The sequence below is a fragment of the Lelliottia nimipressuralis genome (genome assembly GCF_041464075.1).
GTDB lineage: Bacteria > Pseudomonadota > Gammaproteobacteria > Enterobacterales > Enterobacteriaceae > Enterobacter > Enterobacter nimipressuralis.
Window position 1 is genome coordinate 731,908 of record NZ_CP167172.1, and the last position, 16,282, is coordinate 748,189.

15 protein-coding genes and 1 riboswitch are annotated in these 16,282 nt (G+C 56.5%); of the genes, 4 read left to right on the plus strand and 11 right to left on the minus strand.

The window, feature by feature from the left end; translation table 11 throughout:
* Positions 1-67: 67 nt before the first annotated feature.
* From ACB496_RS03440 to araB, 5 genes are all read right to left on the minus strand, one after another.
* The gene (locus ACB496_RS03440) at positions 68-490 is read right to left on the minus strand and encodes a hypothetical protein (protein ID WP_371974444.1); all 423 of its coding nucleotides are present in this window, start codon (positions 488-490) and stop codon (positions 68-70) included.
* Complete coding sequence (locus tag ACB496_RS03445; RefSeq protein ID WP_371974446.1) at positions 487-1,344, minus strand: hypothetical protein; 858 nt, start codon at positions 1,342-1,344, stop codon at positions 487-489. The genes ACB496_RS03440 and ACB496_RS03445 overlap by 4 nt, the downstream gene beginning before the upstream one ends.
* Before the next feature lie 134 nt (positions 1,345-1,478).
* Positions 1,479-2,174 (minus strand): L-ribulose-5-phosphate 4-epimerase, encoded by a 696-nt coding sequence (gene araD / locus ACB496_RS03450; protein WP_371974448.1) that lies wholly within the window; start codon positions 2,172-2,174, stop codon positions 1,479-1,481.
* 82 nt (positions 2,175-2,256) lie between these two features.
* Positions 2,257-3,759 (minus strand): L-arabinose isomerase, encoded by a 1,503-nt coding sequence (gene araA / locus ACB496_RS03455; RefSeq protein ID WP_100777664.1) that lies wholly within the window; start codon positions 3,757-3,759, stop codon positions 2,257-2,259.
* 10 nt (positions 3,760-3,769) lie between these two features.
* The gene (gene araB / locus ACB496_RS03460; RefSeq protein ID WP_371974450.1) at positions 3,770-5,479 is read right to left on the minus strand and encodes a ribulokinase; all 1,710 of its coding nucleotides are present in this window, start codon (positions 5,477-5,479) and stop codon (positions 3,770-3,772) included.
* 337 nt (positions 5,480-5,816) lie between these two features.
* On the opposite strand from araB, the gene araC reads away from it, so the two are divergent.
* Together araC and ACB496_RS03470 are read left to right on the plus strand one after the other, a co-directional pair.
* The gene (gene araC / locus ACB496_RS03465; RefSeq protein WP_100777662.1) at positions 5,817-6,659 is read left to right on the plus strand and encodes an arabinose operon transcriptional regulator AraC; all 843 of its coding nucleotides are present in this window, start codon (positions 5,817-5,819) and stop codon (positions 6,657-6,659) included.
* A 128-nt stretch (positions 6,660-6,787) separates the two neighbouring features.
* A complete protein-coding gene (locus ACB496_RS03470) occupies positions 6,788-7,555 on the plus strand; it encodes a DedA family protein (protein WP_102104584.1) in 768 nt (255 codons plus the stop codon).
* A gap of 57 nt (positions 7,556-7,612) precedes the next feature.
* Here the strand turns inward: ACB496_RS03470 and thiQ are convergent, their stop codons facing one another.
* From thiQ to sgrR, 4 genes are all read right to left on the minus strand, one after another.
* Positions 7,613-8,317 (minus strand): thiamine ABC transporter ATP-binding protein ThiQ, encoded by a 705-nt coding sequence (gene thiQ / locus ACB496_RS03475; RefSeq protein ID WP_371974453.1) that lies wholly within the window; start codon positions 8,315-8,317, stop codon positions 7,613-7,615.
* A complete protein-coding gene (gene thiP, locus ACB496_RS03480) occupies positions 8,301-9,911 on the minus strand; it encodes a thiamine/thiamine pyrophosphate ABC transporter permease ThiP (protein ID WP_371974455.1) in 1,611 nt (536 codons plus the stop codon). Before thiP ends, thiQ begins: the two co-directional genes overlap by 17 nt.
* Positions 9,887-10,870 (minus strand): thiamine ABC transporter substrate binding subunit, encoded by a 984-nt coding sequence (thiB, locus tag ACB496_RS03485; RefSeq protein WP_371974457.1) that lies wholly within the window; start codon positions 10,868-10,870, stop codon positions 9,887-9,889. Before thiB ends, thiP begins: the two co-directional genes overlap by 25 nt.
* Before the next feature lie 31 nt (positions 10,871-10,901).
* Positions 10,902-11,002, minus strand: a riboswitch (TPP riboswitch).
* 36 nt (positions 11,003-11,038) lie between these two features.
* A complete protein-coding gene (sgrR, locus tag ACB496_RS03490) occupies positions 11,039-12,694 on the minus strand; it encodes an HTH-type transcriptional regulator SgrR (protein ID WP_129035432.1) in 1,656 nt (551 codons plus the stop codon).
* Between the two features lie 87 nt (positions 12,695-12,781).
* Here sgrR and sgrT point away from each other — a divergent pair, with 87 nt between their 5' ends.
* Together sgrT and ACB496_RS03500 are read left to right on the plus strand one after the other, a co-directional pair.
* On the plus strand, positions 12,782-12,934 hold the full coding sequence (sgrT, locus tag ACB496_RS03495) for a glucose uptake inhibitor SgrT (protein ID WP_100777656.1): 153 nt from the start codon (positions 12,782-12,784) through the stop codon (positions 12,932-12,934).
* Between the two features lie 120 nt (positions 12,935-13,054).
* Positions 13,055-14,233: a sugar efflux transporter gene (locus tag ACB496_RS03500; protein WP_102104589.1), complete on the plus strand. Its 1,179-nt coding sequence runs from the start codon at positions 13,055-13,057 to the stop codon at positions 14,231-14,233.
* 32 nt (positions 14,234-14,265) lie between these two features.
* Here the strand turns inward: ACB496_RS03500 and leuD are convergent, their stop codons facing one another.
* Both leuD and leuC read right to left on the minus strand, forming a co-directional pair.
* Positions 14,266-14,871: a 3-isopropylmalate dehydratase small subunit gene (gene leuD, locus ACB496_RS03505; RefSeq protein ID WP_102104590.1), complete on the minus strand. Its 606-nt coding sequence runs from the start codon at positions 14,869-14,871 to the stop codon at positions 14,266-14,268.
* Between the two features lie 10 nt (positions 14,872-14,881).
* Entirely contained in the window at positions 14,882-16,282 is a 1,401-nt protein-coding gene (gene leuC, locus ACB496_RS03510) for a 3-isopropylmalate dehydratase large subunit (protein WP_100777638.1), read from the minus strand.

The window sequence follows — 16,282 nt, forward strand, 5'->3', positions numbered from 1 at the left end:
AAAACAAAACCAGGCGTGATTATAGCCTGGTTTTGTTTGGGGTGCTGTGATTTTATACAGGTGTTTGTTAGTGTACTGTCTCAAAAAATTGCAGTTCAAGGGTATTTCCCTTTTGAAAAATACAATATCGTTTGTAGTTGTCGGAGTAATCATCTTTATTATTATATTTCCATCCACAGTTATCCTTTTTGTAATCAGTAAGTTGTTGAACAAAATTATATAACAGTCTCTTTTGCTCTGCGATATCACGGATATTAGTCCAGTGAATAATGACACTTGTCTGTTCGTTGTCAGGATCGTATTCGTAATCATACAAGGCAATGTCTGATATTTTGGGTGTATCCTTTAATTCAGTTGGGGTGTAGAGCCAGAAAGAGAGAATATCTGTTTCTGCATATTGGTGCTCTCCAGAGGTGAGGGCAAACCAGCCATAAATAAACAAGGGGGGGAATAAAATAACAGCCATCATTACTAATGTTAATTTTTTCATTTTACCCAACTCGACAAAGGTTTATGTGGGTTCAATAAAAATAACACAGGACGTTTAAAGGGATCATCTGAAAAATTTTTAGCATTTGATGATTGGATTGAGCCATAAAGGTCATGATTGATTCTTGAGCGATCTCTGAAAAAATGGCTTTCGGGTCTATCTCTAAATTTATTAAGGAAGAAATTGCTGTATTCATGTTTAAAAGGCTTTATATAATTCAGCCATTCCGGTAAGTCTTTTTTTATCGGGTTTCCATACCGCCTGGGTGGAGAGGTTGAGAAAAGAAGAGGTGAAAAGTCCGTATTTTTATAATGTCCGATAGGATCATGAGCGTCCCATATCTGTATTGCTGTTTCATACGACACGGGTTTCGCAAGCCAAAGAGGGTCTGGCCCTTTGCTAAAAACCCGATAGAATCCAAGCAAATCAGAGACTAAATCTTCACCACTAAATCCACTACCGGTGAACCAATTGAAAAGTGCGGAGTTTTGCCATGCTTCAAACCTTTTTGCTGTTCCGTACATTATAGTCAGTGCGACTCTTGCTTTTATCTCCGGGGACAAACACGCTTTAACCATTACTTGCGTATTTACACCCGTGTGAAAAGTTAACTCTCTTCCAAAAACGCTACCTTTTTTGCCCATTTCTTGATGGTACGATACCGGAAAGTACCATTCATTATATTCCTCAAAATAACGGGGGAATGATTCGCGGTCTAATTGTTCTTTTAAAAATCTCGCATCATTACCCTGAGCATGACCGAGGTCTATCCACCCTAATCTTTCAGTGTAAACTAATCCACGTTTACGTGTGGTTGCTAATGTACCATCCGTGATTTCACTACGTTTGCTCATATCTATCTCCTTTGCTCTATTTTTTATAGCAAAGGAGATAGAGTGAAACAAATGTGATATTTTTATTGTTTTAACTAAGTCATTGACAATTTATATTAATGCAAGGCACCTAAACCGCAGATGCCTTGTATTAGTTACTGCCCGTAATACGCTTTCGCACCGTGCTTGCGCAGATAGTGTTTATCCAGCAGGGTTTGCTGCATATCCGGAAGCTGTGGCGCCAGCTGGCGGCAGAAGATCCCCATATAGGCGACCTCTTCCAGCACGATGGCGTTATGCACCGCATCTTCGGCGTTTTTGCCCCACGCAAACGGCCCGTGAGAGTGCACCAGCACGCCCGGCATTTGCGCCGCATCGATTCCCGCTTTTTCAAAGGTTTCGACGATCACGTTGCCCGTTTCCCACTCATACTCGCCGTTAATTTCCGCATCGGTCATTTTACGGGTGCAGGGGATGGTGCCGTAAAAATAGTCGGCATGGGTCGTGCCCGTCGCCGGAATGGATTGTCCGGCCTGCGCCCAGATGGTGGCGTGGCGCGAGTGGGTATGCACGATACCGCCAATCGACGGGAATGACTGATAGAGCAGGCGATGGGTTGGCGTATCGGAAGAGGGCTTTTTCTTCCCTTCGACCACTTCTCCGGTCGCGATGCTCACCACCACCATATCCTCGGCGGTCATCACGCTGTAATTCACGCCGGACGGCTTAATCACAAACACCCCTTTCTCCCGATCGACAGCGCTGACGTTGCCCCAGGTGAGGGTGACGAGATGGTGTTTCGGCAGGGCCAGGTTGGCTTCCAGCACCTGCTGCTTTAATGCTTCAAGCATTCTGTTCTCCTTGCCGGATGGCACTTCGCTTATCCGGCCTGGGTTTATAAGCCCGGCAGACGACGTGCCGCCGGGCACGTGCTCAACGTTTTGAACCGTAATAGACTTCGTTCCAGCGCAGCGCGTCTTTAAACGCTGGCAGACGGGTGTCGTTATCGATGACGGTCAGCTCGATGTCGTGCAGCTCCGCGAACTGGCGCATATCGTTCAGATCCAGCGAGTGGCTGAAGACCGTGTGGTGCGCGCCACCGGCCACGATCCAGGCTTCAGACGCGGTCGGCAGATCCGGCTGCGCTTTCCACAGGGCGTTCGCGACGGGCAGTTTCGGCAATGAATGCGGGGTCTCCACGGCATCCACGCAGTTCACCAGCAGGCGGAAACGATCGCCCAGATCGATCAGGCTGGCATTTATCGCCGGGCCGGTGCGGGTGTTGAAGATTAGTCGGGCCGGATCGGCTTTGCCGCCAATGCCCAGGTACTGCACGTCGAGGATCGGTTTCTCTTCGACGGCGATGGATGGACACACTTCCAGCATGTGCGAGCCGAGCACCAGATCGTTGCCGTTCTCGAAGTGGTAGGTGTAATCCTCCATAAATGAGGTGCCGCCCTGTAGACCGGTCGACATCACCTTCATGATGCGAAGCAGGGCGGCGGTTTTCCAGTCGCCTTCGCCCGCAAAGCCGTAGCCCTGCTGCATCAGACGTTGTACCGCCAGGCCTGGCAGTTGTTTCAGGCCGTGCAGGTCTTCAAATGTGGTGGTAAAGGCGTGGAAGCCGCCCTGTTCCAGGAAGCGTTTCATCCCCAGTTCGATGCGCGCCGCATCGATGACGTTCTGGCGTTTATCGCCGTTGATCTGCGCCGCAGCGGTCAGGCGGTAGCTGCTTTCGTATTCGTCCACCAGCGCGCTGATATCGCCGTCGCTGATTTCGTTCACCACCTGCACCAGATCGCCCACGGCCCAGGTGTTAACGGAGAAACCAAATTTAATCTGTGCAGCGACTTTATCGCCGTCCGTCACTGCCACTTCACGCATGTTGTCGCCAAAACGCACCACTTTCAGATGACGAGTATCCTGTTTGGAGACCGCCTGGCGCATCCACGAGCCGATGCGCTGCTGCGCGTGTTGATCCTGCCAGTGTCCGGTTACCACCCCGTGCTGCTGACGCATACGCGCGCCGATAAAGCCGAACTCGCGGCCGCCGTGCGCGGTCTGGTTCAGGTTCATAAAGTCCATATCGATGCTGTCCCACGGCAGGGAAGCGTTGAACTGGGTATGGAACTGCAGCAGCGGTTTGTTGAGGATAGTCAGGCCGTTGATCCACATTTTGGCCGGGGAGAAGGTGTGCAGCCACACCACCATCCCGGCGCATTTGTCGTCGTAGTTCGCGTCGCGGCAGATGTGGGTGATTTCGTCTGGCGTGGTTCCGAGCGGTTTCAGCACCAGTTTGCACGGCAGTTTGGCCTCCGCATTGAGGGCGTTAACCACATGCTCCGCGTGTTTCGTCACCTGTTGCAGCGCTTCCGGGCCGTATAAATGCTGGCTGCCAATGACAAACCACACTTCATAATTGTTAAAAATGCTCATTATCGTGTCCTTAATGTGTCAGGGTTGCCGGTTTTTCCGCGGTGTTTTTGGCCGGGGCGGCGACAGGGAGATAGTGTTGTTCGGCGCTTTTCGACCATTGCAGGTAGCGCTGATAAAGCTGCTCGAAGCGTTGGGCCTGCTGAGGGCGCGGCTGGAGCGTGCTCTCGACGGCGCTCGCCATGTGCTGTTGAGCGGTCGGGATATCTGCGTGAACACCCGCCGCGACTGCCGCGAAAATGGCGGCCCCGAGGGCACAGCACTGATCGGAGGCGACGATCTGCAGCGGACGGTTCAGCACGTCGCAGCAGGCCTGCATGATCACCGGGTTTTTACGCGCGATGCCGCCGAGCGCCATCACCTCGTTCACGGCGATGCCCTGCTCGGTGAAACACTCCATGATGGCGCGCGCGCCAAAGGCGGTGGCCGCAATCAGACCGCCGAACAGCGCAGGGGCGTCGGTTGCCAGGTTGAGATCGGTAATCACGCCTTTAAGACGCTGGTTGGCAAACGGCGTGCGACGACCGTTGAACCAGTCGAGCACCACCGGGAGATGATCAAGGGACGGGTTTTTCGCCCAGGCTTCCGTCAGCTGCGGGAGAAGCTGTTTTTTGCTGGCCGCGATCTGCGCTTTCAGCTCCGGATGTGTTTCCGCCAGCTGATCCAGCGGCCAGCCGAGCACGCGGCCAAACCAGGCGTAGATATCGCCGAAGGCGGATTGCCCGGCCTCCAGCCCGATAAAATCAGGGACCACGCTACCGTCCACCTGGCCGCAAATACCTTTCACGGCGCGGTCGCCTACGCTGGCTTTATCAGCGGTGAGGATGTCGCAGGTAGAGGTACCAATCACTTTCACCAGCGTATTAGGCTGTGCGCCCGCGCCGACGGCACCCATATGGCAGTCGAACGCGCCGCCGGAAATCGCCACGTTTTGTGGCAAGCCCAGACGCTGCGCCCACTCTGCGCTCAGGGTTCCGACCGGAATGTCGGCGGTATAAGTGTCGGTAAACAGCGGATATTTCAGGCTTTGATTGATAATCGGATCAAGTTCATCGAAGAACGCGGCAGGAGGCAGCCCGCCCCAGCTCTCATGCCACAGGGATTTATGCCCGGCGCTGCAGCGTCCACGGCGAATATCCTGCGGGCGGGTGGTGCCCGACAGCAGGGCCGGTACCCAGTCGCACAGCTCAATCCATGACACGGCGGCCTGCGCCACGTCACGGTCGGCACGGGTGACGTGCAAAATCTTGGCCCAGAACCATTCGCTGGAATAAATGCCGCCAATGTAACGGGAGTAGTCGGTTTTTCCAGGCTGATGGCACAAACGGGTGATGGCTTCGGCTTCTTCAACCGCAGTATGGTCTTTCCACAGCACGAACATAGCGTTCGGGTTGTCGGCAAACTCAGGGCGCAGCGCCAGCACGCGGCCTTCGGCATCGACGGGGGCAGGCGTTGAGCCGGTGCTGTCTACGCCAATACCGACGATCTGTGCGCGCTGATCTTCGCTCAATTCGGCCAGAACGGTTTTGATCGCCGCTTCCATCGATTCGATGTAATCGCGCGGATGATGGCGGAACTGATTATTTGGCGCATCGCAATAACGCCCCTCTTGCCAGCGCGGATACCACTCCACGCTGGTCGCTATCTCCTGGCCCGTACGACACTCCACCGCCAGGGCGCGTACTGAGTCACTGCCAAAATCGAGGCCAATCGCAATTGCCATTTATGTTGCTCCATCAAAAAACGGGTATGGATCAACATTAGAGATTGAGGGAGAAAATCGTCAGGCAGGATCCGCTAATCTTATGGATTAAATTGCTGTTGAGGTGGAAAGTGTGACGTTGTGCAAATATTCAATGTGGACATTTCTGCCGCAGTTATAGACACTTTTGTTACTGCTGATTTGCACGAGATCGTGGATGAATCTGGGGTAAAGGCCGAGACAAAGCGGAGTTAAAAGAGAGGGCAGGCGATGTGATTCTCTTAACGACCCGTTTTTATACCGCTTTTATAGATATGGACAATTTGTTTCCTTATTGACCGTCGGGAGTGACCTGTTTATGGCCGAAACACAAAACGATCCCCTGTTGCCGGGGTACTCCTTCAACGCCCATCTGGTGGCGGGGCTGACCCCTATTGAAGCCGAGGGTTACCTCGACTTTTTCGTCGATCGCCCGCTGGGCATGAAAGGCTATATCCTGAATATCACCGTGCGCGGTGAGGGGGTGATCAAAAATAACGATCGGCAATTTGTCTGTCGGCCTGGCGATATTTTGCTGTTCCCGCCGGGAGAAATTCACCACTACGGCCGCCATCCCGATGCAAAAGAGTGGTATCACCAGTGGGTCTATTTCCGCCCGCGCGCTTACTGGCAGGAGTGGCTGGCCTGGCCGTCGATTTTCGCCCACACCGGTTTTTACCGGCCCGACGAAGCGCATCAGGCGCAGTTCCGCGAGCTTTTTGCCCAGATCATCGAAGCCCAGGCGGGCGGGCGCTACGCCGAGCTGCTGGCGATTAATCTGCTTGAACAGCTGTTGCTGCGGCGCATGGAGGCGATTAACGCCTCCCTTAATCCGCCGCTGGACAATCGCGTGCGCGACGCCTGCCAGTACATCAGCGATCATCTGTCGGACAGCCAGTTTGATATTGCGGGGGTCGCGCAGCACGTCTGCCTGTCGCCGTCGCGCCTGTCGCACCTTTTCCGGCAGCAGTTGGGGGTGAGCGTTCTGAGCTGGCGCGAGGATCAGCGCATCAGCCAGGCCAAACTGCTTCTCAGCACCACGCGTATGCCGATTGCCACCGTGGGGCGTAACGTCGGCTTTGAGGATCAGCTCTATTTTTCCCGCGTCTTCAAGAAATGCACCGGTGCCAGCCCGAGCGAATTCCGCGCCGGATGTGAGTAAAACGTAAATGAAACGAAACAAACAGGTGAAGTCTGGCGGCACCCGGTAAACTATTCAGACAATTGTTGTCTTGACGAGGCAGGAAGCACTTCGCAGAATCCCTGCTCTGTTATCTGACCGGAATCGTTATGCAGGCATTGCTGGAACATTTTATTACGCAGTCCGTGGCCTACTCGCTGATCGCTGTCGCGCTGGTCGCCTTTCTGGAATCGCTGGCGCTGGTGGGGCTGATTTTACCTGGCACTGTCATGATGGCGGGCCTCGGTGCGCTGATTGGCAGCGGCGAGGTGAACTTCTGGCAGGCGTGGATGGCCGGTATCGTTGGCTGTCTGCTGGGCGACTGGATCTCTTTCTGGTTAGGCTGGCGCTTCAAAAAGCCGTTGCACCGCTGGTCGTTCATGAAAAAGAACAAAGCGCTGCTCGACAAAACCGAGCATGCCCTCCATCAGCACAGTATGTTTACCATTCTGGTCGGGCGTTTTGTCGGCCCGACGCGTCCGCTGGTGCCGATGGTTGCCGGGATGCTGGATCTGCCCGTTTCAAAATTTATTCTGCCCAATATCATTGGCTGCGTCTTCTGGCCGCCGTTCTATTTCCTGCCGGGCATTCTGGCCGGTGCGGCGATTGATATCCCCGCCGATGCGCAAAGCGGCCATTTTAAATGGCTGCTGTTAGCCACCGCGCTGCTGCTGTGGGTCGCGGTGTGGCTGTGCTGGCGCCTGTGGCGCAGTGCGAAAGCCGGTACGGATCGCCTCACCCAGTATCTGCCGCGTGGCCGCCTGTTGTGGCTGGCGCCCTTGACGCTCGGGGTTGCCGTGGTGGCGCTGGTGGCGTTGATTCGTCATCCGCTGATGCCGGTGTATGGCGAGATTTTGTTGAAGGTGGTGAGCCGATAGGCGATTTTCAGCCGCCACCAGGCCTGAGATTGCCCGGTGGCGCATTGTTTGCCGGGCTTACTGCGGCTGCATTATTCCCAACAACGCTGAGGCACTTGCCTTCCCGCTTATCAGCTCCTGCGTTTCCCCATCCCAGGCGATGCGCCCGTCGGCAATCACGACGGAGCGCGCCGCGATTCTGGCGGCGTCTTCCACGCTGTGCGAGACCATCAGCATGGTGAGATTTTTTTGCTGACACACCTCTTTTACCAGCAACAGCATCTCCTGACGCAGAGCCGGGTCGAGGGCCGAGAACGGCTCGTCGAGGAGCAAAATTGGCTGTTCCCGCACCAGACAGCGAGCCAGCGCGACGCGCTGACGCTGCCCGCCAGAAAGCTCGCCAGGCAGGCGATCGAGAAATTCATTCAGCCCCATCTGCTGGGCAATCGCTTCGAGTTTCTCACGCTGAAGCGCCGTCAGCTTGAGGCCGGGGTCCATTCCAAGGCCGATATTCTGTCGCACCGTCAGATGGGTAAACAGATTATTTTCCTGGAACAGCATCGACACCGGGCGCTGGGACGGCGGCGTATGGGTGTGCGTTTGCCCGTCGATCAACATTTCGCCACGCGCCGGAGGCAGGAAACCGGCAATCAGATTGAGCAGCGTGCTTTTCCCGGCACCGCTTGGGCCGAGAATGGCAATCATCTCTCCGCGTTCGACGGAGAGCGTAAAGCGCATTGGCAGGTGCTGATAAAGCCAGGTTACATCAGTCAGTTTTAGCATCGCGCCCCGGAAGTTTTTCGATAACGGTGAAGAGGGTAAAGCACAGCAGCAGCAGGAGCAGGGCCGTCACGGCACCATCCTGACTGCGATACGAGCCGATTTGCTGATACAACCAGAACGGCAGCGTGCGGAAATCGTCATTACCAAATAGCGCCACTACGCCGAAATCGCCAATCGACAGCACGCTGGCAAAGGCCAGCGCCTGTGCCAGAGGGCGTTTCAGGGCGCGGAGTTCAACGACCCTCACTCGCTGCCAGCCGCGCATCCCCAGCGACTGACAGAGCAGAGTGTAGCGGGCGCTCAGGTCGCGCATCGGGTTTTCCAGCACTTTCAGGGCATAGGGAATCGCCATCAGCGCGTTGGTGAAAATGACGATTCCGTCGGCGTGCTCGGGTAATCCGATGGTGCTGCTGAACAGCAAAAAGAACCCGGTCGCCAGCACGATGCCCGGCATCGCCAGAATCAACATCCCGCTCAGCTCCAGCGCTTGCCCGGCGATTCGGGAGTGGCGGGCGTAAAGCTCGCGGCTGCTCCAGAGCAGCATCATGGTCAGCAGGACGCACAGCAGCCCGGCGCCGAGGGCAATTCGCAGCGACGTCCACAGCGCCTGCCACAGAACCGGCTGTTGCAGCACCGAGATCAGATTCAGATTGAGACCATCCACCATCACGGCCAGCAGCGGCGGGAGGAGTAACAGCAGCGCAAGTACGATAAGCAGGAGATCGCTCAGGCGGCTGCGCAGGCTGTCCTGCGGATCGCGCCAGCCGTTTACCTGATGGCTCCCCACTGCAATGGCTTTACTGAGTCGCTGGCTGAGCAGGACCAGCCCCAGGCAGCAGAACATCTGGATCATCGCCAGCAGCGCCGCACGACCCGGATCGTAGTCGTAACTCAGGGCCTGATAGATCGCCAGCTCAATGGTGGTGGCCTGCGGGCCGCCGCCCAGCGACAGCACTGTGGCGAAACTGGCGAAGCAGAGCATAAAAATTAATGCTGCAACGGGCGGGATCTGCCGCCGCAGCCACGGCCACTCAACAAAGCGAAAGAAGGCAAATCCGCGCATTCCGAGCTGGGCGGCCAGCTGTCGCTGTTCGCCAGGGATATTTTCCAGCGCCTGTAAGAACAGTCGCGTCGCCATGGGCATATTGAAAAAAACGTGGGCCAGCAGGATGCCCTGCAGGCCGTAAGGCGAAAATGTCCATTCGATGCCAAACACACTCAACAGCGTGGCGATCCACCCCTGGCGCCCATACACGCTCAGAATACCGAAGACGGCGACCAGTACGGGCAGGATCAGCGTCATCGCGCACAGGCGCAGCAGCGCTTGTCTTCCGGGAAAACGGCGGCGATACAGCGCCCGTGCCAAAAAGATCGCCGGGACGACCGAGAGCAGGGCTGAGAGAAATGCCTGCCAGAAGGAGAATCGCACCACGTGCCAGAGATAGCTATCGTGCCACAGCGCGGCGAGATCGCTTTGCGGTGCGTTCAGCCACAGGGCAAGAAAAGCCCCCAGGCTCACCACCACCATCAGCGTGGCGGCAGTCAGCCCAGGGAGCAGCCAGCCGGGAATTAGCGGCTGACGGCGCGTTGCCATTCACTGATCCAGGCGGCGCGTTGAGTGGAAACCTGCTGCGGGGTGAACTCCAGCGTGGTTTGCGGTTTGCTCAACTGATCGAAGCCCGCAGGCAGTTTCACGTCGGTCACCGGATACATCCAGTTGCCCGTCGGGACGGCGTTCTGGAACGCAGGCGAGACCATAAATTTCAGGAACTTCTCGGCCAGTTCCGGCTCTTTGCTGGCCGCGGTGCGGGCGGCGACTTCCACCTGCAGATAGTGGCCTTCGGCAAAGTTAGCGGCGGCGTAGTTGTCTTTTTTCTCTTCGATAATGTGGTAGGCCGGCGAGGTGGTGTAGCTCAGGACCAGATCGCTTTCGCCTTTCAGGAACAGGCCGTAGGCTTCGCTCCAGCCTTTGGTGACGGTGACGGTTTTCGCCGCCAGTTTTTGCCAGGCTTCCGGCGCTTTGTCGCCGTACACTTTTTGCATCCACAGCAGCAGGCCAAGGCCCGGTGTGCTGGTGCGGGGGTCCTGATAAATCACGCGCCATTTCTGGTTGCTCTCGACCAGCTCTTTCAGGCTTTTCGGCGGATTCTTCAACTTGTTTTTATCGTAGACAAAGGCAAAGTAACCGTAATCGAAGGGGACAAAGGTGTCGTTTTTCCAGCCGCCCGGAACGTTCACCGCATCGGCGGCGATACCGCTTTTGGCAAAGAGTTTGGTTTGCGAGGCCGCTTCCAGCAGGTTGTTATCCAGGCCCAGCACCACGTCGGCCTTGCTGTTTTTGCCCTCCATCCGCAGACGGTTGAGCAGCGAAACGCCATCTTCCAGCGCCACGAATTTCAGTTCGCAGTGACAGTCGGCTTCAAAAGCTTTTTTGACCACCGGGCCTGGGCCCCAGTCGGCTGCAAAGGAGTCGTAGGTGTAGACCGTTAAAACGGGCTTGGCAAACGCAGGCAGCGCGAAGAGCGCCAGCAGGGGGAGAACTTTTTTTAACACTTTGCACCTCAAAGTTGAGTGGCAAAGGATTTTGAGCGACAGCCTCAAATCCCTTCGCCGGCGTTATCCGGATCAGGTTCGACGGGTATTATCTCAGCGCACATCATCGATGCAGCACCCCGTTGAGAACGGCGGTATTGTAATGATTTGGTGAATATTACGAAAGTGTTATGGTTCCGGCGGCGCAAACCAGGCGGATTTAAAGTCAAACCAGCCGAGCGTGTTCATGCGTAAGCCGCGCATACTGCGCTGTCCCTGAATCATCAGCCAGTGGTGGATCAGCGGTACCATCGCCTGCTGGGACAGCAACTGCTGGCACCAGACCGCCAGATTCATCTCTCCGGCGCGCCACTGAGCGGCGTCCTGCTGCCAGTCGCGGGCAATGCAGTGCTGGATCAGCGGGATCTCATACAGGTGCGAGAAGAGCGAGAAATCGAGCGGCAGAGTGAAGTTCGCGCTGTTGAGCCAGATATCGCTCACCGCTTCGCCGCGATGCCATTCATCGTAATCCACCTCCTGAATTTCCAGCGTCACGCCTTCCGCGGCCAGCAGTTTGCTCATGATGCGCGCAATAAAGCGGTGCTCAACGTGTTCGCGATAATAGGTGAGGGTAATGGTTTCCAGCCCGGCGGGCTTTTCGCCGCGCCCAGGACGGGCGTGGTGCCAGCGAGGCAGCAGCCCGTAGGCCGGGAACCAGTAGGTCTGGTGCTGGTCTTCCGCCTGATAGATCAGATTGGCGGGGGCGAGGATCTGGCTTATCCACTGGCGCACCTCGCTGCTGGCACCCCGGTGGGTGCGGGCGTCAAACAGTAGATAGTAGCAACCCTCTTCGAGGCGGCTTTCGACGGCTTTTTCGCCTTCGGTCGGGCCTTCCAGCGTCAGGCCGGGGCTGAACTCTTCGCTGATGTCCGGCAGCACCCAGACATTCACCTCGTCAATCAGCGCGCGGTAGCCAAAGTAGTCATCGAAGGCGCGGATTTTCAACTGGTTACTGTTATTGCGCATCACGGCGTAAGGGCCGGTGCCGACGGGCTGACTGGCGAAACTGGGCATGCTCTCCCATTCATGAGGCAAAATCATCGACGGGACATAGCCCATCAGCCACGGCAGCCACTGATCAGGCTCGGAAAGCTCGATATCCAGCGTCCAGGCGGTAGGAGAGTGAATGTGTGCGATGTGGGAGTAGAGCGGCAGCCCGCGAGCGCGCTGCAGAGAAGCGATCACATCGTTCATCTCCAGCTCGCGGCCATGATGAAAATGGATGCCGGGACGCAAAAAAAAGCGCCAGTGCAGCGGAGAAAGTTGCTGCCAGTGGTGCGCGATGTCGGCTTCCAGTTCCCCGTTTTCCTCATTTATGCGCGTCAGGCCGCTAAAGATTTGTCGCGCCATGTGCGTTTCGGAGCGGCGTAGCGCCGTGCCCGGCAGCAGGTTTTTCATCGGACGATAGTAGAGCACGCGCAGGATGTGCTTTCCCTGGCGGAAACTGCGACCCAGATGGGAGACCAGCATCTGGCGCACGGCGGCTTTGTCGCCCACCAACTGCACCAGCTGATCGATGCGGTCTTGCTCCAGCAGGTCTTCAGCGCGCTGCTGTTGTAAGGCCAGACCGGTATACAGGAAGGTTAAGCGCGAACGCTTTCCGCGCCCTGCTTCCGCCTCCCAGTTCAGCCAGCCCTGCTGCTGCATGGTGTTCAGCAGCGTGCGCATGTGGCGGCGCGAGCAGTTCAGCAGTTCCGCCAGTTCGTTCAGCGTGGTCTCTTTTGACTGGCCTTCGCAGCACTGCCAGAGGCGGATGAATTGTTGTTGCAGACGACCAGACGGCATAAAAGGGGAACTCCTGACAAAAAATCAGCAATTTATTAATCCTCATATTAAGCCAATAATCCTCCTTGTTGAAGTGAGGAGGTAAATATGAAGAGGTCTACCGCACGTCAGTTTTATCAGCACTACTTTTCAGCGACAAAGGGAGTGTCCTGGCTGGCCCGCCAGTGCGCAGAACAGCGCCTGAAAATGCTTGAAGATCTGATGCAGTGGGACGTTACGAAATCGACCTCTGACCGCTGACTCGCCTCGATCATGTGTGACTGAGTATTGGTGCTTATCACCCGCCAGCAAAATGTTTTTGCTGGCTTTTTTCGTTTACACTGCCTCTCCATTTCGCTCCTCTTTGACAAGGAACTGCGCATGCTCTGGTTGATGACGATGGGCCGCCGCCTGAATGGCGTGTATGCCGCTTTTATGCTGGTGGCCTTTATGATGGGCGTCGCGGGGGCGCTACAGGCGCCGACCCTGAGCCTGTTCCTGAGTCGTGAGGTGGGCGCACAGCCTTTCTGGGTGGGCCTGTTTTACACGGTCAACGCCATTGCCGGGATCCTGGTCAGCCTGTGGCTGGCAAAACGATCCGACAGCCAGGGCGATCGCCGCAAATTAATTCTGTTCTGTTGCGCGATGGCCATCGGCAACGCTCTGCTGTTTGCCTTCAACCGTCACTATCTGACGCTGCTCACCTGCGGGGTGCTGCTGGCCTCGCTCGCCAATACCGCCATGCCGCAGCTTTTTGCGCTCGCCCGTGAGTACGCGGACAGCTCGGCGCGGGAAGTGGTGATGTTCAGCTCGGTGATGCGTGCACAGCTCTCCCTGGCGTGGGTGATCGGCCCGCCGCTGGCCTTTATGCTGGCGCTGAATTACGGCTTTACGGTGATGTTCTCCATTGCGGCCGGGATTTTTGCCATCAGCCTGGCGCTGATCGCCTTTGTGCTGCCGTCGGTCGCCCGGGTGGAGCAGGCGGCGGATACGCCCGTCACCCAGGTGAGCGGCTGGCACAATAAAAACGTGCGCATGCTGTTTATTGCCTCGACGCTGATGTGGACCTGCAACACCATGTATATCATCGATATGCCCCTGTGGATCAGCAGCGATCTGGGGCTGCCGGATAAGCTCGCCGGGATCTTAATGGGTACCGCCGCCGGGCTGGAAATCCCGGCAATGATCCTCGCGGGCTTTTACGTGAAGCGCTTTGGCAAACGCCGGATGATGGTGGTTGCGGTGGCGGCTGGCGTCCTGTTTTACCTGGGATTAATCCTGTTTCACAGTCGCGAAGCGCTGCTGGCGTTGCAGCTTTTTAACGCGATTTTTATCGGCATTGTCGCCGGGATTGGGATGCTGTGGTTCCAGGATCTGATGCCCGGGCGGGCAGGATCTGCCACGACGTTATTCACCAACAGTATTTCGACAGGGGTGATTCTGGCGGGGGTGATTCAGGGAGCGCTGGCGCAAAGCTATGGTCACTTTGCCGTGTATTGGGTGATTGCGGGGATCTCGCTGGTGACGCTGGCGCTGACGCTTCGCGTCAAAGAGAGTTAAACAAAAAGGCCCGCTTGCGCGGGCCTTTTTCGTTAGCGCATAAACGCCGGTTGTTTGTTTTCGTAGGCCGCAATGGACGCTTCGTGCTGCAGGGTCAAACCAATGCTGTCGAGGCCGTTGATCATGCAGTGACGGCGGAAGTCGTCGATTTTAAAGCTGTAAGTTTTGTCACCCGCTTTCACCACCTGCGCTTCCAGATCCACTTCGAACGAAATGCCCGGATTCGCCTTCACCAGCGCGAACAGTTCATCGACCTGTTCGTCGGTCAGCGTCACCGGCAGCAACTGATTGTTGAAGCTGTTGCCGTAAAAGATGTCGGCAAAGCTCGGGGCGATCACCACTTTAAAACCGTAGTCCGTCAGCGCCCACGGGGCGTGTTCTCGGGACGAGCCACAGCCAAAGTTTTCGCGGGCTAACAGGATCGAAGCGCCTTTAAATTCCGGGAAGTTCAGAACGAACTCGGGATTCGGCTGCTGGCCCTGATCGTCGAGAAAACGCCAGTCGTTAAACAGGTGCGCGCCAAAGCCAGTGCGGGTCACTTTCTGTAAGAACTGCTTGGGAATGATGGCGTCCGTATCAACATTCGCCGCATCCAGCGGGACAACCAGACCCGTATGTTGGGTAAATTTCTCTGCCATGATTGTCTCCTTATTTCAAACCACGAATATCAGCAAAATGGCCGGTCACAGCGGCAGCTGCTGCCATTGCCGGGCTGACCAGATGGGTACGTCCACCGCGGCCCTGACGGCCTTCAAAGTTACGGTTGCTGGTAGAGGCGCAGCGCTCGCCCGGGTTCAGACGGTCGTTGTTCATGGCCAGACACATGGAGCAGCCCGGTAAGCGCCACTCAAAACCGGCTTCGATAAAGATCTTATCCAGCCCTTCAGCTTCAGCCTGGGCTTTTACCGGGCCAGAGCCTGGCACGACCAGCGCCTGCACGCCGGGCGCGACTTTACGGCCTTTGGCAATTTCTGCCGCTGCACGCAAATCTTCGATGCGAGAGTTGGTGCAGGAGCCGATAAACACTTTGTCGATTGCCACGTCGGTCAGCGGAATGCCCGGTTTCAGGCCCATGTACGCCAGCGCTTTTTCGGCGCTTGCGCGTTCCACCGGATCGGCAAAGGAGGCCGGATCGGGAATGTTGTCGTTAACGGAAATCACCTGGCCTGGGTTGGTACCCCAGGTAACTTGCGGTGCGATATCTTCTGCCTGCAGGGTGACAACGGTATCGAATGTCGCGCCGTCGTCGGTTTGCAGGGTTTTCCAGTATTCCACCGCCTCGTCAAAATCGTTGCCTTTCGGCGCGTGCAGACGGCCTTTTACATAGTTGAACGTGGTCTCGTCCGGTGCGACCAGACCGGCTTTAGCACCCATCTCGATCGCCATGTTGCACAGGGTCATACGGCCTTCCATGCTCAATGCACGGATAGCATCGCCGCAAAACTCCACCACGTGACCGGTTCCGCCTGCGCTGCCGGTTTTACCGATAATCGCCAGCACGATGTCTTTCGCGGTGATACCTGCCGCCGCCTGACCTTTGACTTCGATTTTCATGGTTTTCGCGCGGCCCTGTTTCAGGGTTTGCGTCGCCAGAACGTGCTCGACTTCGGAGGTTCCGATACCAAACGCCAGCGCACCGAACGCGCCGTGCGTGGCGGTATGGGAGTCGCCGCAGACGATGGTCATTCCCGGCAGAGTGATGCCCTGCTCAGGACCCATTACGTGGACGATGCCCTGATACGGGTGGTTCAAATCGTACAGCTCAACGCCGAAGGCGTTGCAGTTCTTAATCAGCTCCTGCATCTGGATACGCGCCATCTCGCCCGACGCGTTGATGTCTTTGGTCTGAGTCGACACGTTGTGATCCATCGTGGCGAAGGTTTTACCCGGCTGGCGAACGGGACGATTGTGCGCGCGCAGACCGTCAAAGGCCTGCGGTGACGTCACTTCGTGCACCAGATGACGGTCAATGTACAGCAGCGGGGTTTCGTTTGGTGCCGAGTAAACTACGTGCGCATCAAACAATTTTTCGTATAACGTCTTCGCCAT